Below are 21,611 nucleotides of genomic sequence, written 5' to 3'. Positions count from 1 at the left end.
GGGTCGTCGAGGTCGAGAGCTGAGGAGCCGGCGAGCATCTCGATCTCACCCAGGTCGAACCAGTACGACCAGGACGGGTCGTCGTCGTGCGGCCCGCGGACGTACTGGGCGCGTGCGGCGTCGAGTTCGCGCCAGCAGGCAGCGCGGTCGCCGGTCTTGGACAGGGCGCGAGCGGCGCGGGCGTGCAGCATCGACTTCACGGCTGGCTTCGGGCGTAGGCGGCAACCACCATCGCACCGTTGCCGGGCTCCGGCGGGTGCCTCCCGGAGCCGTGAACGTCCGCTGCCAGAACCCGGAACTCGTGAACACAGCCACTCGGGCTGGGTAACTCCACGTAATTCCCCATCAGCAGCGTCAGTTCCCCAGCCCAACGTTCGAGCACGGCGATGGGTGTCGTCTGTGCTCCCGCCCGGATAATCCTGAGACGGCCTGGGGCGGCCTCCGTATCTTGGCGCCATGACGGACGAGGCAGAGCCAGGGCTCGATCTGAACCGCTGGGGCGACACATCGGGCCCGGCCCCGGAGCGGCAGGGACCCCGCCAGGACGTGTGCTCGTGCTTCGATCAGTCCAGGGCGCATCCGAGAGCCCGAGTCGGATTTCACGCCGAGCGGCAGGACACCTCAGCTCCGGGCTGGCGCCGTCTGCTGGAGCTGATCGACGAGGCCGCCGCCGACGGGCGCGAAGAGTTCCGCCCCCTGACCGAGCTCAGCCCGGAAGAGCGGCGGCAGATCATCACCCTGCCGCCGAGCATCGCCCAGCTGACGGCGGTCAGGCACCTCGTGCTCTACAGCAGCAATCTGGTCCGGATCCCGCCCGAGATCGGGGCCATGACCAGCCTGGAGGAGTTCACCCCCTACACCTCCTACCGGCTGCACTGGTTCCCCTACGAGATCACCCGATGCCGGAAGCTGACCCGCAGCACGGTGAGCACGCGCGCGTTGTTCGGCAACTACAAGATGCGACCGCCGTTCCCGCAGCTACAGCCTTCCCCCGACTCCATCGCGGACCACGATCCGGGAAACCTGGATCCTCGGCACCGGGGCGTCACCGCCATCCAGAGCTGCAGCGTCTGCGACCGCCCGATCGAACGGAGCGGACTCCATCAGGTATGGATCTCACTGCGCGTGGCCACTGACGTACTGCCCCTGCTGGTCAGCGCCTGCTCGGCGGCGTGTGTCGCCGCCCTGCCCGGCGGTGCTCGCGACTACGTCCCCACACCCCACAAGGGCGGCCGAGTCGACCAGCCGGCATCCGACTGGGACTGATCAACCGGACCTCACCTCACCTCCAGTCGGTCGGTCGGTCGAGAAACGAGGGGACGGTCCGGGTGTCGGCGACCATCGTGCCGAAGCGGGTGCCGATCCGCCCGATCGTGGTGCCCTTCCAGCCGAGCTGGCGGGCCGCCCTGCGCATCGCAGCCCTGATCAGTTCCACCCCGCCCAGCCCGACGGCCTCCTCATCGTCCAGGTTCACCTGGTACGAGCCGCCGAAGCCGCCTGCTCCCTCGGCGGGCCGTCCACTCAAAGGGGGCCGCGCCGTGCGTGCCTGCCGGTCAGACGGTTTCCAGGAGGTCGACGACGGAGAGCCCGGTCTCGCCGTTGACGAGGTTGAGGGCGACTTCGGCGCGGGCCGCGAGGTCGAGGGGATCGAGGTCTTCGGCGTACGCGGCGTGCACGATGCGGTCCAGGCCCGCTCCGACCAGCGGTGCGGCGGTACGCAGCGAGGCTTCCAAGGCCACGCCCTGGGTGGCGCCGCCGTGCAGAACGATGTTCCGCGTGCGGTACAGCCTGCGCAGCGCGATCCGGAAGGCGCCGGCGACGTCGCCAAGGACGGGTCGGGGGTCCTTCACCAGGTCGGCCATGCGCTGGGCTGCGGGCCCGTCGCTGTACTTCGTGGACGCGCCGGTGAAGTCCAGAACTGACGCACCGCCCGCCTGCAGCGCCTCTGCTGTCAGCCGGGCCCGTTCCTGATTCGTGGTGCAGGCCGCGATGCCCCGGTAGAGATCGTCTTGGATGCCGGGCTTGTGGTGGTGCGCAAGAGCGGTGAGCTCGGCGCGGGGCCACGAACAGGCGATGACGACAGCCATCCGGTCGGCCGCCAGCGCCTTGCCGGACCGCTCGTGCTCCCCTTTGGGGTCGTCCGGGTGCGTCAGCAGCGACTCGACCGCGGCCCACGCGCCCGCGACGGCCGGGGCCATCGGGCCGCGGTTGACCGCGGCCGCGAGCTCCAGCGCGTCGTCGATCCGGCTGCGGGTGCCGGCGACCTGGTAGAGGTGCCCCTCATTGACCAGAGTCATCACGTCGGCACCACGCGCGGGAGGAGCGAGCGGGACGGGCTGCGGGTGCCCGGCGACCCAGATGTAGGGGAGGGACACCACACCTCCGCGGTCCCGGCGCAGAAACTGGGAGCGGGCAGTCATCCGTTCCAGCATCTGCCGCGCCTGCTCGGCGGCACTGAACGGATCCCGTGCCGTGAACCGGTAGACGAACCCGCCGCCCGGACGGATGCCCGCGGCGCCGTGCCCGTGCTCGCGCAGCCAGGCGACGACCTTGCCCTTGTCGTACCAGTGCTCCAGCGGTTCGGCGAGCTGCCTCTGGGGCACCTTCTCCAGCGCTACCAGCACCTCGTACTGACTGACTGGCGTCCGCGCGAGCGCGGCGGCACTGGCCGCTATGTCCGCCGTGGTGGCGCGCGTGTCGTAGAGCTGTTTCGCCCAGGCCTTGAGATGGCTGGCGCTGTACCCCAGGTCAAGCAGGTGGGAGGCCACCGTGCGGGAGAACCGCTCCGGCTTGACCCGTTTCTCGACGGGAACGTTGACGGCCGCCGCCCACCGCTCCAGGTAACCGACCCGGACGTGTCCGATGATCTCTTTGAGACGCCGGCGCGCGGGGCTGGGATCCGGCAGCGAGTTCTTCAGCAGACCGGTGAGCTCTTTGCGCAGGTCCCTGTCTCCCAGACCCCGGTCGGGGCCGATCAGAGCGTTGAGCTCGTTGCGCTGCCAGTCGCACGCGGCTGGCGAGAGAACCCCGTGGGCCTGCCAGTAGCCGGCCTCCCAGAGCTCCTCCAGGGCGAGCACGGAACCTATGTCCCACAGCCGGCGCGCCCACGGCGTGCCTTCGTCGGTGAAGAAGTCCGACATGCGGGCTAGCACGTGCCGGGCGTAGGGATCCGAAGCAGCGGGTGCTGTGGCCATCGCAGCACCCTAGCCGAGGGTGACCCGCACAAGACGCGCAACGACGACCGCGTGTTATGATCCTCGCAGACTTAAAGGGGCACCCGCCGTCCAATGGCCGCTGCCCCTTTCTTCTTGTCCGAAAGCCTTCGGCGCAGCCCGGGGCCCGCTGGGCCCGTCACTCCCATGAACCCGCGGCCGGATCGTGAAGCAAACGCCTTCTCCACCCTGCTGCGCGTGGAATCGCGACCAGGGACGCAGCGGCCACCGGGACGGTGTTGTCACAGCCGCACCGTAGCCTCCCGCTGTGCCTCCCCGACCTTCCAGGCATGCGGCCCACCTCTGGCGCAACGCTCGCCGACCTTCCGCACCTCGCCGAGCAGCTGCATCCCGACGAAGGCCCAGCGGCGAGCATTTCCGCTCGAGGTCGACAGCCCTGCAGGTGGCGCTGTGGGAAAGCCGACGACCACCGTCTGGGAGGCGCCTGCCTACCGGCGAGCCGCCGCCGGCACGGGCTGCCCGTTCTGCGTTGGGAAGTACCCTTCCAAAACCAACAGCCTGGCCTCACTCTGCCGGGGTGTCGCCACCGAGCTCGACCTCGAGGCGCGAGGCGCTCCTGCCACGGCAGGCCTGACCGCCGACCGGATCGTTGCTGGATCGCACCGCAAGGTCGGCTGGCGCTGCTCGACCTGCGATCACCGCTGGGTGGCCCGCGTCGGACCGCGCACGCGGCCGACGCGGGGCAGGTTGCCCCAACTGCGCCGGCCGCGTGCCAACACCGACCACGAGCCTCGCAGGCGTGCGCCCTGCCGTCGCCGCCCAGTGGCAAACCACCCGCAACGGCGAAGCGCGACCCCCGGACGTCATGCCCGGCAGTTCAACGAAGGTCTGGTGGAAGTGCCCGGCGAGCAGTGATCACGGGTGGGCAGCCAGCCCGACCACCCGCACCCGCGCGAAGAACCCCAGTCGATGGAGAGAACTCCTGACAACTGCTCAGCGCAGGAGCCTCGCTGCTCCGGTACGTCGAACGCGCGGGCGAGAGCCACACGCGGTTCAGGGCCGACCCGACACGCCCTGCCTCGGAGTACAACGTCTCGAGGCCGGCGCGGGGGTGAGCTGTGGAACCGATCTTGACGTACGACATGGGGTCAGTCACCGCGACGACATAGACGTAACCCGTGCTCTCCGGTGCCCTGTCGGGGAGCGGGTTCTTCCTGCCGTAGTTCCGTAGCCATCCTCGCGGATCGTCGCGAACCGGTTTGAGCATCTGCGCGCCCTTCGTCAAGAAGGGCAGTAAACCGAACAGCTCTGACATTGCGGCGTCGATCCTGCGCCGCCTGGCGCCCGGTGAACCAGCGCGGGCTCGCCGGCGGGCGACCGAAGCGACCGAAGCGACTCAAAGCGGGAGTCTCCGTCGCGGACCCCCTGCGCAGCCCCGTTGTCGACCGCTCAGTCGCTTGAGTCGCTTGAGTCGCTGTCAGGTCAGAGGACAGCGACTCAAGGTACAGCGACTCGCCGACTGGTCGGTCGCTGCTTGTTGTTGGCGACAATATGCAGGTCAAAGCGATGGTGAAGAGTCCGCAGCGACTCAAGCGACTCAGAGTCGGGATATATGAGTCCCCTAGGGTGTGCGCGTGTGCGTTACATATAGGGAGCTTCAGTCGCTTCAGTCGCTGTTCTGGGTTGCATGTAGGTCATGACCTGGCATTTCCTAAAACTCGGCACGGTAGCGACCGAACGCTCCTCAGTCGCTACCTCCTTCACTGGGTAGCTTTCGAAGGCCGGACAGAGCGTCAGCGACACGGCATCGAGGCTCGTTCGCATGTGCTCCATGACCTCACACGCCACGTTCGCTAAGCTGTGTCCGTCGTTGAGTCGCTTCGGTCGCTGGTAGGGGGGTGCGCATGGCTGCTGAGCTGCGCATTTCTGGCAGCGACTCACGGCAGCCCGGCCCCGATTCTTCAGTCGCTGCATCCGTGGCCACCGCCAGCTGGTGCGCGCGCCGCGGATGGCCGGTGCACCCATTGGCGGCTGGCCGCAAGACACCGGCCTCGAACTGCGCCCAGTGCCGCACGAACCCTCACCCGCCCAGCGAGTGCCCATGCATGCCCACAGGACGCTGGTGCCACGGCTTCCACGCGGCCACGCTCGACCAGCGACGCATCACCAACTGGTGGGGAACCCACCCCGAGTTCGGCGTCGGCGTCGCCTGCGGCCCAGCTGGACTGGTCGTCATCGACATCGATGCCCACCCCACCCAGCCACCCACCCGCGACCGCATCCTGCCCGGCATCCCGATCGGCGGCCACATCGACCTCACAGGCCTTGCCGACGGCTTCCACACCCTCGCCGTACTGGCTGCTCTGCGAGGCCAGCAGAGCCCCGCAGAAGACCACAGCACCCTGCGCGTACGCACCCCGTCAGGCGGCCTCCACGTCTGGTACCGGGCAGCGGACAACCGCCACTGGCGGTGCTCCTCCGGCTCCAGCCAGGGAGCCGCACTGGCCTGGCAGGTCGACGTCCGCGCCCACGGCGGCTACATCATCGCCCCCGGCACCACGACCCGCGACGGCACGTATACGCCTGTTGACGACGTACGCGAGCCGGCCGTCCTGCCGACCTGGCTGGCCCAGGAACTCGAACGGACCGGCCACCTGCCCGCCCCCACCATCCCCGCCCCCCGGCCGGTCCCACCACGCGCCCAGCAGGCAGTGCTCGCCGCCGGCCGCGGCCGCGGCCTCACCCAGCGCATGCTCGCCTCCGTCCTCGCCCCTGTCGAGGCCTGCGGCCACGTCAGCGAAGGCGCCGGATTTTCCGACACCCTCAACCGCGCCGCCTACACCCTCGGCGGCCTGGTCGCCGCAGGCCGCCTCACCGAGGAAGAAGCCGAGATCGCCCTCAGCCAGGCCGCGGCCGCCGCTCGCCCGGGCCAGGAACGCCGCGCCGCCCAGATCATCCGCAGCGGCATGACCGCCGGCCGCCAGCACCCCCTCCACACGCGAAGGGGGACCCGATGACAGCACATGGCAGCGAGACCGAAGCCCTCTTCGAATTCGACCCCGAAGCCGTCGCCGCCCAGATTCGGGAACAGGCCCGCCCCGCCCCGGCCAACGCCGTTGCTCTGCCGGCCCAGACCGACGTCTCCCGCGCGGCCGCCGGGGAGGCCACCGCCGCCGGTCTGCTGCCTGACACTCTCAGCGACCGCGGCAACGCCAAGCTGTTTGTGAAGCTGTACGCCAACGACTACCGGCACGTTCCCGGTATCGGCTGGTACCGCTGGGACACCACTCGCTGGCAGATCGACGAGGACGACACCGTCCTGTGGGCCGCTGGCGACCTCGCCGAAGCGATTGCCACCCACGACCTCAGGGGCCTGTTCACCGCCCAATCCTTGCAGTCACACCGCCGAAGAGCGCTGTCCACCACCGGCATCAACGCCATGCTCACCCAGGCCAAGTCCGCCCCCGGCATGGTTCTCAACGCCGCCCTGCTGGATGCTGATCCCTACGCCCTGTGTACGCCGGACGGCATCGTCGACCTGCGTACCGGCCTGGTCAAAACCCCCGACCCCAACAAAGACTTTCACTCCCGCTCCACCAACGTCGGCCCCAAGCCCTTGCCCACTCCACGCTGGGAACGCTTCCTCACCGACACCTTCGGCGCGGACACCGAAGACCGGCAGATGATCGCCTACCTGCAACTGCTGCTGGGCTACTCCGTCACCGGCGACGTCGGCGGCCAGGTCCTGCCCTTCCTCTTCGGGTCCGGCAAGAACGGCAAATCCGTCCTCCTCGACGTCCTCATGAAACTCCTGGGCGACTACGCGGACGCAGCCCCACCCGGCTTTCTGATGGCGCGCCCCTACGAAGGCCACCCCACCGACCTCGCCGAACTCCACGGCCGCCGCGTCATCGTCTGCTCCGAGGTCAAACCGGGCGACAAGTTCGACGAAGGCCGCGTCAAACTCCTCACCGGCGGCGACCGCATCAAGGCCCGCCGCATGCGCCAGGACTTCTTCGGCTTCAACCCCACCCACAAACTCTGGCTGCTCGGCAACCACCGCCCCGAAGTCGGCACCGGCGGCTTCGCCTTCTGGCGCCGGATGCGGCTGATCCCCTTCGAACGGGTCGTCCCCGACCACCGAAAGATCGACAACCTGGCCGACATCCTCGTCACCGAGGAAGGCCCCGGCATCCTCGCCTGGCTCGTCGACGGCGCCCGCCGCTACCTCGCGGGCGACCGTGACCTCACTGGCCCCGAACGAGTCCGAATCGCCACCAGCGCCTACGCAGAAACCGAGGACCACACCGGCCGCTTCTACGAGGAATGCTGCACCCTCGGCTCCGACCTGCGCGCCGAACAGACCGCCCTCTACGCCGTCTACCGGGCCTGGTGTCACAATGAGGGAGCACCAGCCATGTCCTCACGGGCGTTCGCCGCCCGCACCCGCGAACTCGTCGGCTTGGCTTCACCCAAGCAGATGATCCTGTCCAATCAGCGCAAGCACTACCCCGGCATCGGACTGCTCGCCGACCAGGAGAGGGACCCCAGCGCATGAGCTCCCTGATCGAAGAAGCCGAGATCAGCCACGAAGCCGACATCCTCTGGCTCGAAGACATCACCGAACTCGACTACGTCCGCCAGAGTCTGGACCGCCTGCCCACCCGCAAAGGCAAGCCGGCCTACCACCGAGACGGGCGCATGGTCGGCTACGCCCTGCTGGGCCCGACCGCCAAACCCTCCCGGGCTTCCGGTACCTTCCGCCGCCGTGTGTTCTGGCTGCTGCCCCATGATCGCGACAGCCAGCCCGAGGGCCTCTACGCCAAGAGCGCCCCCGCCGAAGGAGTAGACCCACGCACTCTCGAACCGCGGGTGAAGGGATACAAGACCGAACGCTCCGAAGGCGGTCCGCCCTCCACCGCCATGCAGGAACTCGGCATAACGCTCCCGCTGTGAGTCTGGCGCTTGCCTGATGCTAAGTCTGAGGATCGATGAGCACGCGCTGCCCACGGACAACAGCCGATCCGCTTGCGAGCGACGGTTGACCGCCGGGTAGAAGGAGACGAACAAGGTCATGGCCCGTGAACGAGCACAGTTTCGCCGACTTGAAGAACTGGCGCGTGCTCACCAGGATCCGCCGTCGCGCCGCCGCACTGTTGAGAGCCCTGCTCGTCCTCACCCGCACTGAAATCTTCCGGTGACGGGGCAACCACCTGCGCCGACCCCACCGCCGACCAATACGAGCACGACCGGCCAACCGAACGAGTCCCCGGGTCCGGCGGAACGGACGCTGGCCGCCGTTCCCGTGGTGGCGAGGAGTTTGATGTGAACGGCGACTGCTGGCGATAACGAAGCTTCCCACACGGGGACCAGCCACCCCTGGATGGACCGCGAGGCGGGCTCGATCAGCCGTCCGAGCCGGTTGGCGGCAGCCCGTTTCACGTCGCCCGGCATGCCGGCGCGGCACGCAAGTCCGGCCTCTAGCTTGTGGACCAACCGCCGCGCCGCCCTCGGATAGCGGGCGTTGTCAGCCCTTTCAAGACCATCGGCACGGACGCGACCGTGGTGCATCACGCCGAACTGTCCACGGACCTGGCACACCTGCTGCGCCACTGCGACCACCGGATCCTCACTGCTCACGCCGACGTGCGGGTGCTGCATCCGTCGGCGGAGACGTCGGGGGAGTCCTGGGCGGATGGACGGCACCGGTGACCGGCAGCGCCGGGGTGCAGTCCTGTGCCGGGTGCGGCACTGCTGACGATGTGCCGCTGCCCGACGCCGCCCCGGGGTGGCAGCTCTTTTCATGTCATCAATCAGACAATGAATCGTTGTTTCATTGCCTCCGTGCGATACGGTGCCGCTATGCCGCGTGATCTCCGCCAGCAGGCCCGTGACCGCCTGTCCGTACTGGCTCCCGCCCCTGGTGACGACACCACGGCTGCGCGTCGTGTGGAGGAGGATGCATCGCTGGTGGGGCGGCTGCTGGCGGCCGTCGGCGAGCAGAACGATGACGAGCAGGAACCGGGCGTGGGGCCGGACGACGTGGGCGCTGCACTGGGCCTATTCGAAGGCATACGCGAGCAGTTGGATCGGCTGGAGACCCAGGTGGTCATCGAGGCGAGGCGCCGGGGCATGGACTGGCGGCAGATTGCCGCGCATCAGGGCCTGAATTCCTCCCAGGCCGCCTCGCAGCGCTATCAGCGGCTGATGACACGGCTCGAAGAGATTCGTCAGGGTGTCCGGTGAGCGAGGAAGAACCGCAGATGACGAACCAGCCTCCGCAGTTGTTCAACGCGATCGACTCGCTCCTCGCCGCGGTCGACGACGGCACCGTGCTGCCCGTCCCGGCAGAGCGGGTCCGGCTGCGCGAGGCGGCCGGCCTGACCCCCGCTGCTGTTGCTCAGGCGTTGGGTGTACGGGTGCCGAGCATCACCGCGTGGGAAGCCGGCCGCGCCGAACCCAAGGGCGAGCGCCTGGAGGCCTACCGACGCCTCCTCGAAGGCCTCGCCCACCGCTACCCCGCCCCCGTAACACCCGTCGGGCGCGAAGACATCGGCCGGCACGCGGTATCCCACCCCCCGGCACCGACCGTGCCGGAGCCGGAGGCGTCTTCAGCCTCCACACCACCGCCTGCGGTGCCAGAGACTTTCTCCGGCCCGCCCCCGGTGCCGGAGGTCGAGCCGGCCGAGCAGGCGCCCACAGTCCAGAGCGTTCCACAGCCGCCAGCCCCGGTCAGGCGGTCAGCCGCATCCTCGCCCCGTCCACTAAGGAACCGAATCACCCGGCCCGTCGGTACCGATCCGCGGTTCCCGCACGGTCCGCTCGCTGTCCTGGACGGTGACGGTTCCGCATACGGGGTCGACGGCATCGTGCTCGACTGCCCGGCCACCACCATCGTGGAGTTGGTGGAGTGGACGCTGCGCGAGTCCGGCCTGGGCGCGGCGAAGTTGAACCGGTACGGCAAGGACTCCGACCCACTCATCGTGCTCACCGCCGCGGCCGCCGTGGAGCTCGGACTCCCCGAACGCCTGGAAGGCCACGAGCAGCGCCGCTCCCTGCGCCTCCCGGGCGACCACCCGGTCGTCAAGCAGATCGGCAAGGCGAAGTGGCAGCTCACGCAGCGCGGGTTCGGCCCGTGGGCGCGGATCTACCGCAAGGCACAGGGTCGCGAGCGGCAGTGCGTCCAGTTGGCGATCCTGTCCTGGGACGCCCTCGATGAGCGGTCCTGGCCCGGCGTGGCGGAGATGGAGCCGGCCGACGTCGCCCGCGTCCTCGGCACCTATGCCACGCGGGTCATCACCCCGCGCGGGTCGACGGCCGTGTCGGGGCTGGAGTTGATGACGGCGCTGCGCCCGCCGACGCGTGCCGTGGAGGATCCGGCGAGCGGGACCTGGGTTTCCGGGCATAATCCCGGCAGCCTCGGAACGGAGCCGGTGGACCCGGCCCCGCCGGAAGCCACCCCTGAGCATCCCGTGGTCGTCGACTCCGGCTGGAGGGGCGGGTTCCTGAACGAGGAGGCGTACCAGTGGGTGCGCGCGGTCGACCTGCTGAGCGATGACGAGTGCATGCTGCCCTTCGCGGTCGGCCTGGACCTCAACACCGCATTCCTCGCCGCGTCGGCCCGCCTCACCGTGGGATTGTCCGCCCCGGACCACTTCCACGCCCCGACGTTCAATCCGAAGATCCCCGGCTCCTGGCTGGTCGACCTCTCCCACATCGAGCTGGACCCCCGCCTTCCCTCACCCTTCACCCCGGACGGCACCCGCCCGACGGGACCGGCCTGGTATCAGACGCACACGGTGGCCTACGCGCAGGAACTCGGCTTCAACGTGGCCCCGTTGGAGGCGTTTCTGCGCAGGGAGACCGGCGCGTATCTGGACCCGTGGCACGACCGCCTGAAGACGGCGTACGTCGACACCCTCGCCGACCTCGGCGTCGCCAAGGACCTGTCGGACGCTCAGTTCCTGGCGGCGATGGAGCGGCACAAGCACACCGACCCGGCGATGGCGGCCGTCCTGGCCGCGATCAAGGCCACGGTGAAGGGCGGCGTGGGCAAGCTGCGAGAACGCCCACAAGGCAAGTCATACAAACAGGGCGAACGATGGCCGGCCTTGGAACGCCCGACGTGGCGCCCGGACATTCGTGCCGCGGTCATCTCCAAGGCGCGGGTCAACATGCACCGCAAGCTGAACAACATGGCGAAGATGACGGGCCTGTTCCCGCTCGCGGTGCTGTCGGACTGTGTCGTCTACCCGAGCCCTGGCGACAGCCCGCTCGACTTCCTGCCCTATGCGGCGTCCGGGAAGCCGCAGATGGGCGGCTTCCGCCTCGGGTCCACCCCGGGCCTGGCGAAGCTGGAGGGTGTGCAGTCGATGCTGTGGGCGGTCGATCTGATGGAGCAGGGTTACAACCCGGCCCGTCACATCAAGGGCGGCGACGCCGTTCTGGACGAAGGGGAGTAGCACGGTGGGGGAGATCGAGGACGCGATCGAGCGCGCCGACCGGGAAGCCTTCACCAAGGAACCCCCGAAGACCCTCAAGGGCCGGATCGGCTTCCTGATCAAGCAGTTCGGCAGCGCGAAAGCGGTAGCCGCGGAGATCGGGGTTACCGCCGACAGCGTGAACCGCTATCGGCGCGGTGCCCGCAAGCACGCCCGCCCCGACATCGCCGCGAAGATCGACGAGGTGGTGAAGCAGCGATGGCAGCCGTTGGTGCGCAAGCGCCGGCACCGCCAGGCCGCCGCCACCGGAGGCATCACCGTCGAGACCCGCGCCCGCTTCGGCTACACCGCGGCCATCGGCAGCACCGACGACGGCCGCTTCCGCCGCCTCACCGTCCACCTCCCCCCAACCTACGCACAACGCCTGTTCGATGCCCGCGAGACAGGTGCCGGCGACCAGGAGATGCGCTCAATCATCGCCGAAGGATTCAAGGAAATCTATTTCCAGGACGGCGGAGCCCGTGCTACGGGGCTCTCGGACGTCGAAATCAACGACATCGACTACCTGGATCTGGACTATTGAGTCGAAGAGAAATGAGTGAGACCGAGTCGGGCGGGGAGTTTTGGGGGTGGCCGGACGCACGCTGGGTGCCCCGGCCCGCACCGCCGCAGGGACACCCGTCTGGCTGCGGTGGTGTCCGCGCCGGTGGACAAGGCGTCGGGGAAGCTGTGGGACGGCGCCACCGAGGCACAGGCAGTCTTCGGCGATCTCGACGGGCACCGGCCTGCACTGCTGGGGGTATACGAAGCCGTCAGTGATGCCACCGCCTACCGGGCGGAGCTGTCGGTGCGCGTCGACGAGCCGGTCCTGTCCGACGACCTGATCCTTCAGCACGACCTCCGACTGCCGGACACCTGGTGGGCCGACCTCGCCGGGACGCTGGAGAAGGTGGAGGCCGTCTACACCGACCGCGTCGCCGTGCGGCAGCAGTACATGGAGCGGGTCATCCCCGAGTTCGTGGGCATCCCCGCCCCGGCCGTTTCCTGCCGGACGACGGCCCAAGCGGACGTGCACTGGGCGAACCTCACTTCGCCGCTGCGCCTGCTGGACCGGGAGGGATGGGGCCGCGCCCCAGAGGGATTCGACGCCGCCACGCTCTACGCATATTCGCTGCTCCAGCCGGACACCGCCACCCTCGTCCGCACCGCCTTCCCTATTCTGGGCTGCCCGGCTGCCCGGCTGCCCGGCTGCCCGGCTGCCCGGCAGGCCTCGCCTCCGAAGCGACCGTGTGCGCCCAGATGCTCCAAACCATGGCCCGCGGTGACAACCCGGTCCTGGAAGACCGGCTCCGGAACTGGGCTGAGGAACTGCGCCACCGTTGAGAGCCCGCTGTACGCACAGATCGGTGATCTCGACTTCGTACGTGCGGTAGTCGTGGTCGGGCCGGGGCAGCGGGACGCCCTTCGCGGGTTGCTGGCAAGCGGTGTTGTCGGTGGGCTCTGCCAGGGTGTGCGTCGTGGATGAACTGGTGGAGCGTGTCGACGATCAAGATCGTGTGCTGGGGGTGGTGGTCGGCCGCCGCCGGGCCATCCGAGAGGGTTGGCTGCACCGGGTCGCTGTGACGGTGTGTCGTGATGAGCGTGGGCGGATCCTCGTTCACCGGCGGTCGGAGCAGCTGTCGCGCTTCCCCGGGCTCCATGAGGTCGTGGTCGGTGGCGCGGTGGATGTCGGTGAGTCCTATGAGCAGGCCGCCGCGCGGGAGCTGGCCGAAGAGCTGGGCATTCGTGTGCTGCCGCGCTTGCTGTTCACGTTCCTCAACCGCTGCGGTTTGAGCCCTCACTGGCTTGGCGTGCACGAAGTCGTGGTGCCGGACACGGTGGCCGCCGATCCTGATGAGGTCGCCTGGTATGGCTGGCTGACCGAGCCGGAGCTGCGGTCGGCTCTGCTGGAGTGGCGCTTCACCCCCGACAGCCACGAAGCCTTCAGCCGGTATCTCGCGTTCCGGGCCGCGCGGTCCTGACCTTGCGTGCCTCGCGGGCTGGGACGCTTGTTTGCGGCCAGCCCGCCTTGTGAGAGCGGCTGTTCGTGATAGGGAGTATGGATGCTTGGTCGACTCCCGCTGGTTGAGCAGCTCGATGGCTTGCGGTCCGTGCTCTCCCAGAACGAGGTCCTGACCGACGTGCTTTCCAGGGCAGCGACGCTGGAGCTGCCCGGCTGGTACGTGACGGCGGGCTGCCTGTTCCAGACAGTATGGAACGTGGTCACCGACAGGCCCCCGACCAGCGGTATCAAGGACTACGACATCTTCTATTTCGACGACACCGACCTGTCCTGGGAGACGGAGGACGCCGCGATCAAGGCAGGGCAGGAGGCTTTCGCCGGACTGCCGGCCGAGGTGGAGATCCGCAACGAGGCCCGCGTGCATCTCTGGTACGAGCGGAAATTCGGAGTGCCCTGCCCGCCTCACGAGTCCACCGAGGCCGCGATCGACTCGTTCGCCGCGACGACGTGTTGTCTGGGGGTGCGGCTGGACCCCTGCGGTGGGTGGCGCGTCTATGCACCCCACGGGCTCTCCGACGTGTTCAACCTCGTCGTCCGACCCAACCCGGTGCTTGCCCCTCGGGAGGTCTATGAAGCCAAGGCAGCGCGTTGGAGAGACGAGTGGCCGGAGCTCACTGTGATGCCGTGGCCGGGCTGACGCGCGGATACGGTTGGTCATGGAGGCGTGATCGTCATCGTGGCCCTGCACACCGACGTCGTCGCCGACTTCTTGGCGCAGAAGGTGCCGGTCCACGAAGCCACTGCCGGCGGCGCTGGAGGCGTTGATCGTGCTGTGCGTCAGTGCCTTCACGCCTGAGCCGTCCTGGCGGTGATGTCGATCGGGTACCGGATCGTCCTCGACGTTCCTGCGATGACGTTGCTGCCGCCGTTGACAACGGTCTGGGGATGGACTCTCCTGCCTGGCTTCCGGGCGGCACCTCCGCATACTTGTCGATCTCACCTGTGTCTGAGCGGAAGTCGCCCGAGCAGACTCGCGTCGACGAACCTCTCGAACCCTCGGATCTCGTCTCGCATCGATCAATGTGCAGTGATCCGGGGGCCGTGCCAGTGCCAAGCGTGGCAGCCCATTCGAGAGCACCGAAAGTGACTGCTCCTCCCACCAGGCACACGGTCAGGATCCAGCCGGATGCGCACACGAGAAGTCGACTCCGTGATGGAGCACGCCGTGCGGTCCGCGCTCCCACCTGGCAGCGCTGGCGCGCTGCATAGAGTGCGAATTGCGCAAGCGCAATTCGGAATTCCCCAGCAAGTGGGGTCGCCCCCTCACGAAGCTCATCGCAACTGGAGCGTCCACGGCAGATCCAGACAGAGGACCGTCGTCTCTGGCTGCAGTTCCGTTTTCCTGTCCCGAAGACCTGTTAGCCGCGCAAGTCCGTCACGTGTCGGCTCACCCAAGATTCTTTGCCTGCCCCTTCACTGTTCCCGGCAGGGTGACGCTGCCTGATGCTCGACCACACCTGCCGGGACGCCACCTTCGAACTCGCCCTCGGCGACCTGCGCCAGGCCCTGGAACAGGATCAGTACACACCCATGGCCGAGCAACTCCGAAAGACCCAGGACCGGCTGGCCGAGCTGATCACTCTCGACCCCGACCGCCTGGACGCCCAGCTGACCACTCCGCCATCGACGCCGTTCTCGGCCTGTCCGCCCCTGACGCTCCCACACGCGTCCGCACAGCCGCATCCATCCTGCGCCGGGCTGGGGGCTCGCTCATTGTTCGCGCGCCGGTCTGGAGGGAATGCCTGCGTACAGGCGTTCGGACTGTTTCACTGGGTGTCCGGGTGGGAGAGGCGCAGGTGATGAGAACACGGTGGGGTCGGCGTCGGCTCGATCGCCGGCTCAGGGAACGCTGGGAGCAGGCAACAGGGCATAAAGACTGGGGCGATGACCCTATCGGCAGGGCGCTGGAGGATCTGGGGCTCAGTTGCTCGGATTCCCTCGACGCCCGACGTCTGGCGGCTGTCCCTCCAGGCGTCGAACTGGACATGACCGAGGTCAAGGAAGCCTGGGTCGATGTGGACTCCGGACCGAATCGTCACATCCACCGCACCCTGGTCCTGCTTGAGGACTTCGAGCGCGTGGGTCTCGTGCGCGCCGTCAAGGCCGACGACGGCAGGTGGCGACTGACCGTCCCAGAAGCCCTGCACGAGCGCCTGAGGTCGCGCTGGTCGGCGGACGAGGCGGCCGACTGGCACGGACGGCTCGTGGACAACGCCCTCGCACTGCTGAAGCCCGGCGACCCCTGGTCGGCTCTGCCCGCCGGCGCCGGGTACTGGTGGCGGCATCTGGTGTGGCACATGCAGTACTGCGACCCGGCTCAGGCCGCCAGACTCGTGACGCTTCCAGGCTGGCAGATCGCCAAGATCCAGCGGCTCGGAGCGCAGAGCCTGCTCGCCGATCTGGCCCTGGTCGACTCCCCGGAGTCCAGGGCCACCGCATCGGTGATCGACGAGGTCATGAGCGGGGCGAAGCATGGCACCCGGCTGGATCCGGGGAAGCAAGCCGAACTGCTGCAGGCCCTGGGCCATATGCCGCTTCCGCGAGCGCACGCGGACCACCACGGAGAACCGGAGCAGCCCACCGGCGCCGGGCAGTTCGCGGTCCAGCCGCAGCCGGCGGTCCGCGCCGTGCTGCAGTTGCCTCGGTTCACCTTCGACTTCGCTCTGGCGCCGGACGCCACATGGCTGGTGGCGGTCGGAAACGACCGGCTCGTCCACGTGTACGACCTTCAAACCCAGGCCCTGCGACGGGCGATCCGAGGCCCGTCCGACATGCTCCGGCACTGCGCCGTCGCTCCGGACGGCGGATTCATCATGACCAAAACGGTGGGCCAGAAAGCCCAGGCCTGGGACGCTGTCAGCGGCGAGGAAATACTCCCCTTCAAGATCGGCGCCGTGGGTGAGTCCGTGTACGGTCCCGACGGCATGTGGGTTGCCTACAACACCTCAACCGGCAGCTTCGTCCACCCGCTCACCAACGAACGCGTGGGAACGAAGCCCACGTCGCAGGGGATGTCACAACTGGCGCTCGCCGCCGACGGAGCAACCCTGGCCGCCTGCGGCCGCAGGGGTCAGATCCTGCTCTGGGACCCGCGTTCCGGGCGACTGCTCGCGGAGCTGCCCGATCAGCCGCACGAGATCCACCGGCTCGGGCTGGCCCCGGACGGCTCGTGGATCGCGATCGGCGACCTGCACCGCCTCCGGGTCCTGGAACTGCCCGGCCTTCGCGAGCGCTTCACGCTGGAGCAGACACGTACACGTTTCGCCACCACCGAGGACTGGCTGGCCGTGCCTGACGCCCGACGCGTGCAGATCCGGTCGACCCGCACCGGCGCACTCCTGAACGCCCTCGAGGCCCACACGGACGTCGTACTCGACTGCCGCATGTCACCCGACCGAAAACACCTGATGACCAAGGACCGTGGCGACACACTCGTCGTGTGGGACGCGGCCACCATCGTCCCGTGACGCCGCGCCCGCCGCACTCCCGGGAAACGCGACCCTCGCCGCGAAGTGCGCAGGTGCCGAGAACGCCGACGACCGGTAGAACGTAAGGGTGAGGGACGAGGACAGCCCTGGTGAGGGTCCGCGGCCGCACCGTGCGGCAGGGGCGGCGATCGACTACCAGACGCTCTTCGCGGCCACCCCCAGCCCCTGCATGGTGCTGGGCCCGGATCTGGTGCTCGCCGACATCAACGAGGCGGCTTGCCAGGTTACTGGCCGTACTCGGGAGGATTTGCTCGGGAGATATCTCTTCGACGCCTTCCCCGACAATCCGGCGGACCCGGATGCTGACGGGGTGCGGAATCTGCACGCCTCCCTGCACCGGGTCCTGCGCTCGAAGGAGCGGGACACGATGGCGCCGATGAAGTACGACATTCCCGTGGCCGGCCGGCCGGGTGTGTTCGAGGAGCGGTGGTGGTCCGCGATCAACACCCCGGTACTCGGTCCGGATGGGCAGGTGGAGTGGATCCTGCACCGGGGGGAGGACGTGACCTCGTTCATCCGCTCCCACTTCCGCGTGCGAGAAGGCGACGCGCTCAGCGACGTGGAAGCCAGGGAGGTCGAACTTTACGCGCGGGCGCGGGAGCTCAAGCGGTTGAACGAGGAACTGCGTCAGGCCCACGCCCGGGAACGCAAAGTCGCCGTCACCTTGCAGGAGGCCATGCTCCACGCGCCTCATCTGGCCCGGCACCGGGAGACCGCGGTGCGCTACCTCCCCGCCGCCGGGTCACTGAACGTGTGCGGCGACTGGTATGACGTGGTCGACCTGCCCGAGGACAGATTTGCCGTCGCGGTCGGCGATGTCGTCGGCCACGGACTTGAGGCCGCCGCCGTCATGGGTATGCTCCGCAGCGCATTGTCCGCCGTCGTCCGGGCCGTGGAACGGCCCGCAGGGGCACTGGACGTCCTGGGCCTGTATGCACGCGACGTGGAGGGTGCACTGGCCACCACTGTCGTCCAAGCCGTAGTCGACACCCGCGCGCGCCGCATCGTGTACAGCAGCGCCGGCCACCCGCCCCCCATCATGGTCCACCCGGACGGCACCTTCGACCTTCTCGACCAGGCCACCGACCCTCCGCTGGGAACCCGCCCCGAACCCGTCCCCCACCCCCAGGCCGACCTGCCCTACACCCGCGGCGACACCTTCGTGCTCTACACCGACGGCCTCATCGAACGTCCCGGGGAGGACATCGACGTCGGCCTGCAACGCCTCACCGACGCGCTCGCCCACCACGCCCACCACGAACCCGAACGTCTTGCTGACGCCCTGCTCGCGGACCTCGGCGTCAGCAGCAGCGCCCGCGACGACGTCGCCTTGGTCGTCATCCGCCTATGACCCACGCGCCACCGGCGCCGCATCACGCCACCACAAACGCCCCGATCACGCCTGCGATCCGAACCGGGCTGTGGCGATGCCGGGTCCGCCATCGATCGCGAACATCCGTCCTCCTCTGTGGAAGGTGGAGAGGGCAATGAAGATTCGGGGCCGGACTGCGAACACCTTCAGCCCGGCGGCCTCGGTACTGTGGCGAACCCGGAGCGCCGGCAGGGCGGGTCGGCGCGGGAGCATGGCTGGATCGTCGGGCAGTCTGTCCACGGTGGACACCCGCCCAGAGGCGGTATGCGCAGTTCAAGCGAGCAGTGTTCCTGTCTGCGTTCGTTGAGCGGGGGCACCAGGGCCGCGCACCCCGGCCGGACGGGGCAGAGCTGATCTGCCTGCAACGCAGGCGACGGATGGAAGGTGCCATGGCACCGGATGGCGCTGCTCGTCATCGACGCAGCGCATGTCATCGTCGGTGGAACCAGGAAGCCAGGTTCCTGTTCGAGCGTGGCACGGGCCTTGCCGTCGGCGGTCTCGTGGCTGTTGCGCCGCATGGGCCCCGGTCGACGCCGGGTCGCAGCCCGACAGCCGAGGCGGATACCCGGCATCGGAGTCGAGGCAACCTTCGCCACGACCGCCTCGGCCACCAGGGCACGCTGGAAGGAAGAGGGCGAGATGACGATCCCAGTTAAGTGCACCTCGCGCGGGCGCCGGCCAGTTGCGGGGGACGGCGCACCCCCGGCCACCGGCGCTGGCCCCCGGGGCGGGTGCTGCTCAGGTGCTGCGCTGGCCGTGAGCGGTCTGGCGGAGTTGCTCGGTGTGTCGGGTCAGGGCGTCGATGTGTGCGGCGAGGTCTGTGTCCTCGGGCCGGAGGTGGGGCCGGGTGTCGGTCAGGGGGCGCACGAGGCGGGCGGCGTCGTCGTGTCCGAGGGCCAGGTTCAGGGCGCCGACCGCGTCGGCGGCGTCGGCGGGCAGGTTGGTGAGGGCGGTGATCTGTGCGGCCAGGCGTCGGAGGTCGGCGGCGTTGTCGCGGGCCCAGGCGGTGACGGTGCGGTCGGCGGCGCGGGTGTCGCGGGTGGCCTGGACACGTTCTTCGCCGGTGGAGCCGGGGGTGCCGGGGCGCAGGCGGAGGTAGCGGCGTTCGGCGGCCTGGCGGCTGGCGACCCCGAGGGGCCCGGCGAGCTCGGCCCAGCTCGCACCCTCACCGCGGGCGGTCTCGATCAGCCCGCTCTCCCAACTGGCGAGCTGTTCGCGAACCTCGCGCAGCGTCAGCAGTGCGGCCAGGGCCGGGTGCGGGCCGGAGCCGACCGCGGGTGGCGCTGGGGGCGCAGGCGTTTGCGCGGAGGACTGCTGCGCGTCTCTTACGGACTGGTTGATGGCCTCCAGAGCCGCCGCGGCGGCAGGGAAGGGGACGGGTGCGGCCGGCGGGGTGGGTTCGTGCATGGGGCTCTCCGTCGTCTCGTCATCCTTCAGATGACTCCTTACTTGTCATCGCTTGGATGACATGTTACAACGGATGCACGTTGAAGCGCATTGGCAGTTTCTGCCTGAACCAACTGGAGGTGTTTCGCGATGTTGATGCGCACTGACCCGTTCCGCGAGATGGACCGGATCGTCCAGCAGCTGTCGGGTACGTCCGGGACCTGGTCGAAGCCGTCGGTGATGCCGATGGACGCCTACCGCGAGGGCGAGGAGTACGTGATCGCCTTCGACGTCCCCGGGGTGAACCCGGAAGCGATCGACATCGACGTCGAGCGGAACATGCTGACCGTGAAGGCGGAGCGCCGCCCGGTAGCGAAGGCCGACTCCCTGAAGGTGGAGCTCTCCGAGCGGCCCCTGGGTGTCTTCTCCCGCCAGGTCATGCTGGCCGACACCCTGGACACCGAGCGCATCCAGGCCGATTACGACGCGGGTGTCCTGACCCTGCGGATCCCGATCGCCGAGCGCGCCAAGCCCCGCAAGATCAGCATCGGCGGCGAGAGCGGCCGCAAGCAGATCTCCGGCTGAACCCTCAAGTACCAGTCGGCAGTGGAGGGCGGGAAGAGTCGATTTCCGCCTCCGGCACCCCGCCCTCCGCCCCTTCACCCCTGTCCCGGAGGTGACGTGATGTCGATGCGCAGGGAGTCGTTTCTGGCCCATGTCCAGGAACGCGGCGAGTACGAAACCACGGAAGAGGCCGACCGCGTTGCCCGCGTCGTACTGGCCCTGCTCGGCGCACATCTGGTCGGCACCGTGCGGGCCGAACTGGCCGCCCGCCTCCCCGAAACGTACGCGCTGATCCTCCTCAACCCGCTCCAGGCAGCGGAACCGCTCTCACCGGAGCGGTTCGTCCGCGCGACCGCGGCCTGGATAGACGGTGCGACCGAGAAGACGGCCCTGTGGGACATCGGAGCGGTCCTGTCCACCGCGGCCGCCGCCGCGGGCGACGTCCTGATCCGTGAGGTCCTGCTCCAGCTCCCGCACGGCTACGACCTCCTCTTCGGCCACCCCCAACCCGCCTGACCGCCACCGGCCGGAGGCCGGATCCTTCGCAGAGAAAGGCAACCGCAGCCATGTACGACCAGCCTCGACCGAATCCGGCCCATCACGCCATGACGTTCGACCAGATGCTGGAACACGTGCGCTACGAAGGCGCCTACCCCACCCGCGAACGCGCCGCGGAAGCCGTCCACCACGTCCTGGCCGCCCTCGGACGCCAGCTCACCGGCGACGAACGCATCGCTCTCGCCCAGTGCCTGCCCGTCGAGGCCGGCCTCACCCTGACCACCCAGATCCCCGACACCGAACACCTCACCGGCTGGGGCTTCGTCAAAGACCTCGCCGCGCGCACTGGAGCCACCCCGGCCACCGCCCGCTGGGACACCGGCGCCGTACTCGCCGTCGCCGGCCGCCTCGCAGGCCCCGAGCTCCTCGCCCGCATCCTGCGCCAGCTCCCCGGCGGCTACGCCCTCCTCTTCGGCCAGGCCGAACTGCGCCGGCCCGAGCCCGCCGCCGCCTGAGCCGGCTGGCAGCGCGCGGAAATGGGGGGGGGGGGGGGCGGGGGGGGGGGGGGGGCGCCCCCGCCCGGAGCCACAAGCGCGGGAGATGGAGAGAGGAGGGGAGTGAGTGTGG

At 69.0% G+C, this 21,611-nt stretch carries 23 protein-coding genes; 20 read left to right on the top strand and 3 right to left on the bottom strand.

Annotation, left to right across the window (positions count from 1 at the left end):
• Window positions 1–456: 456 nt before the first annotated feature.
• Window positions 457–1,266, top strand: a complete 810-nt coding sequence (locus ACFXGX_RS34760) for a leucine-rich repeat domain-containing protein (protein ID WP_384799572.1) — start codon at window positions 457–459, stop codon at window positions 1,264–1,266.
• Window positions 1,267–1,282: 16 nt separating this feature from the next.
• Here the strand turns inward: ACFXGX_RS34760 and ACFXGX_RS34755 are convergent, their stop codons facing one another.
• Both ACFXGX_RS34755 and ACFXGX_RS34750 read right to left on the bottom strand, forming a co-directional pair.
• Window positions 1,283–1,525, bottom strand: a complete 243-nt coding sequence (locus ACFXGX_RS34755; protein WP_384799569.1) for a hypothetical protein — start codon at window positions 1,523–1,525, stop codon at window positions 1,283–1,285.
• A 28-nt stretch (window positions 1,526–1,553) separates the two neighbouring features.
• Window positions 1,554–3,194, bottom strand: coding sequence for an integrase (locus tag ACFXGX_RS34750; protein ID WP_384799566.1), 1,641 nt, complete (start codon window positions 3,192–3,194; stop codon window positions 1,554–1,556).
• A 93-nt stretch (window positions 3,195–3,287) separates the two neighbouring features.
• Here ACFXGX_RS34750 and ACFXGX_RS34745 point away from each other — a divergent pair, with 93 nt between their 5' ends.
• The 16 genes from ACFXGX_RS34745 (at window position 3,288) to ACFXGX_RS34670 (ending at window position 18,515) form a co-directional block, all read left to right on the top strand.
• Window positions 3,288–4,088 (top strand): zinc-ribbon domain-containing protein, encoded by an 801-nt coding sequence (locus ACFXGX_RS34745; protein WP_384799563.1) that lies wholly within the window; start codon window positions 3,288–3,290, stop codon window positions 4,086–4,088.
• Window positions 3,973–4,404: a zinc-ribbon domain-containing protein gene (locus tag ACFXGX_RS34740; RefSeq protein ID WP_384799560.1), complete on the top strand. Its 432-nt coding sequence runs from the start codon at window positions 3,973–3,975 to the stop codon at window positions 4,402–4,404. Before ACFXGX_RS34745 ends, ACFXGX_RS34740 begins: the two co-directional genes overlap by 116 nt.
• Before the next feature lie 673 nt (window positions 4,405–5,077).
• On the top strand, window positions 5,078–6,190 hold the full coding sequence (locus ACFXGX_RS34735) for a bifunctional DNA primase/polymerase (protein WP_384799557.1): 1,113 nt from the start codon (window positions 5,078–5,080) through the stop codon (window positions 6,188–6,190).
• A complete protein-coding gene (locus tag ACFXGX_RS34730; protein ID WP_384799554.1) occupies window positions 6,187–7,731 on the top strand; it encodes a phage/plasmid primase, P4 family in 1,545 nt (514 codons plus the stop codon). Before ACFXGX_RS34735 ends, ACFXGX_RS34730 begins: the two co-directional genes overlap by 4 nt.
• Window positions 7,728–8,129 carry a DUF6009 family protein gene (locus ACFXGX_RS34725; protein ID WP_384799551.1) on the top strand — a complete coding sequence of 134 codons (402 nt, stop codon included), beginning with the start codon at window positions 7,728–7,730 and terminating at the stop codon, window positions 8,127–8,129. Before ACFXGX_RS34730 ends, ACFXGX_RS34725 begins: the two co-directional genes overlap by 4 nt.
• 606 nt (window positions 8,130–8,735) lie before the next feature.
• Window positions 8,736–8,885 (top strand): hypothetical protein, encoded by a 150-nt coding sequence (locus ACFXGX_RS34720; protein ID WP_384799548.1) that lies wholly within the window; start codon window positions 8,736–8,738, stop codon window positions 8,883–8,885.
• Between the two features lie 150 nt (window positions 8,886–9,035).
• Window positions 9,036–9,419, top strand: coding sequence for a hypothetical protein (locus ACFXGX_RS34715; RefSeq protein WP_384799545.1), 384 nt, complete (start codon window positions 9,036–9,038; stop codon window positions 9,417–9,419).
• Between the two features lie 17 nt (window positions 9,420–9,436).
• Window positions 9,437–11,635 (top strand): telomere-associated protein Tap, encoded by a 2,199-nt coding sequence (gene tap / locus ACFXGX_RS34710; protein ID WP_384799542.1) that lies wholly within the window; start codon window positions 9,437–9,439, stop codon window positions 11,633–11,635.
• Window positions 11,636–11,639: 4 nt separating this feature from the next.
• The gene (gene tpg, locus ACFXGX_RS34705) at window positions 11,640–12,197 is read left to right on the top strand and encodes a telomere-protecting terminal protein Tpg (protein WP_384799539.1); all 558 of its coding nucleotides are present in this window, start codon (window positions 11,640–11,642) and stop codon (window positions 12,195–12,197) included.
• 111 nt (window positions 12,198–12,308) lie between these two features.
• Window positions 12,309–13,139, top strand: a complete 831-nt coding sequence (locus ACFXGX_RS34700; RefSeq protein ID WP_384799536.1) for a hypothetical protein — start codon at window positions 12,309–12,311, stop codon at window positions 13,137–13,139.
• Window positions 13,132–13,635: an NUDIX domain-containing protein gene (locus tag ACFXGX_RS34695; RefSeq protein ID WP_384799533.1), complete on the top strand. Its 504-nt coding sequence runs from the start codon at window positions 13,132–13,134 to the stop codon at window positions 13,633–13,635. The genes ACFXGX_RS34700 and ACFXGX_RS34695 overlap by 8 nt, the downstream gene beginning before the upstream one ends.
• Before the next feature lie 81 nt (window positions 13,636–13,716).
• Entirely contained in the window at window positions 13,717–14,313 is a 597-nt protein-coding gene (locus tag ACFXGX_RS34690; RefSeq protein WP_384799531.1) for a nucleotidyltransferase family protein, read from the top strand.
• A 27-nt stretch (window positions 14,314–14,340) separates the two neighbouring features.
• Window positions 14,341–14,472 carry a hypothetical protein gene (locus ACFXGX_RS34685; protein WP_384799528.1) on the top strand — a complete coding sequence of 44 codons (132 nt, stop codon included), beginning with the start codon at window positions 14,341–14,343 and terminating at the stop codon, window positions 14,470–14,472.
• A gap of 647 nt (window positions 14,473–15,119) precedes the next feature.
• On the top strand, window positions 15,120–15,476 hold the full coding sequence (locus ACFXGX_RS34680; protein ID WP_384799525.1) for a hypothetical protein: 357 nt from the start codon (window positions 15,120–15,122) through the stop codon (window positions 15,474–15,476).
• Window positions 15,477–15,661: 185 nt separating this feature from the next.
• Window positions 15,662–17,143, top strand: coding sequence for a WD40 repeat domain-containing protein (locus ACFXGX_RS34675; protein ID WP_384799522.1), 1,482 nt, complete (start codon window positions 15,662–15,664; stop codon window positions 17,141–17,143).
• Window positions 17,144–17,333: 190 nt separating this feature from the next.
• Window positions 17,334–18,515 carry a SpoIIE family protein phosphatase gene (locus tag ACFXGX_RS34670; protein WP_384799611.1) on the top strand — a complete coding sequence of 394 codons (1,182 nt, stop codon included), beginning with the start codon at window positions 17,334–17,336 and terminating at the stop codon, window positions 18,513–18,515.
• A gap of 759 nt (window positions 18,516–19,274) precedes the next feature.
• Here ACFXGX_RS34670 and ACFXGX_RS34665 read toward each other — a convergent pair.
• Window positions 19,275–19,943, bottom strand: coding sequence for an HSP18 transcriptional regulator (locus ACFXGX_RS34665; protein ID WP_384799519.1), 669 nt, complete (start codon window positions 19,941–19,943; stop codon window positions 19,275–19,277).
• A gap of 129 nt (window positions 19,944–20,072) precedes the next feature.
• Here ACFXGX_RS34665 and ACFXGX_RS34660 point away from each other — a divergent pair, with 129 nt between their 5' ends.
• The 3 genes from ACFXGX_RS34660 to ACFXGX_RS34650 all read left to right on the top strand — a co-directional run bounded on the left by ACFXGX_RS34660 (window position 20,073) and on the right by ACFXGX_RS34650 (window position 21,499).
• A complete protein-coding gene (locus tag ACFXGX_RS34660; RefSeq protein ID WP_384799516.1) occupies window positions 20,073–20,507 on the top strand; it encodes an Hsp20/alpha crystallin family protein in 435 nt (144 codons plus the stop codon).
• A gap of 99 nt (window positions 20,508–20,606) precedes the next feature.
• Complete coding sequence (locus ACFXGX_RS34655) at window positions 20,607–21,002, top strand: DUF2267 domain-containing protein (RefSeq protein ID WP_384799513.1); 396 nt, start codon at window positions 20,607–20,609, stop codon at window positions 21,000–21,002.
• Window positions 21,003–21,052: 50 nt separating this feature from the next.
• Window positions 21,053–21,499 carry a DUF2267 domain-containing protein gene (locus ACFXGX_RS34650; RefSeq protein WP_384799510.1) on the top strand — a complete coding sequence of 149 codons (447 nt, stop codon included), beginning with the start codon at window positions 21,053–21,055 and terminating at the stop codon, window positions 21,497–21,499.
• Window positions 21,500–21,611 lie beyond the last annotated feature (112 nt).

Source organism: Streptomyces sp. NPDC059371 (assembly GCF_042751995.1).
Taxonomy (GTDB): Bacteria; Actinomycetota; Actinomycetes; order Streptomycetales; family Streptomycetaceae; genus Streptomyces.
This window is presented reverse-complemented; position numbering and strand designations above follow the sequence as displayed.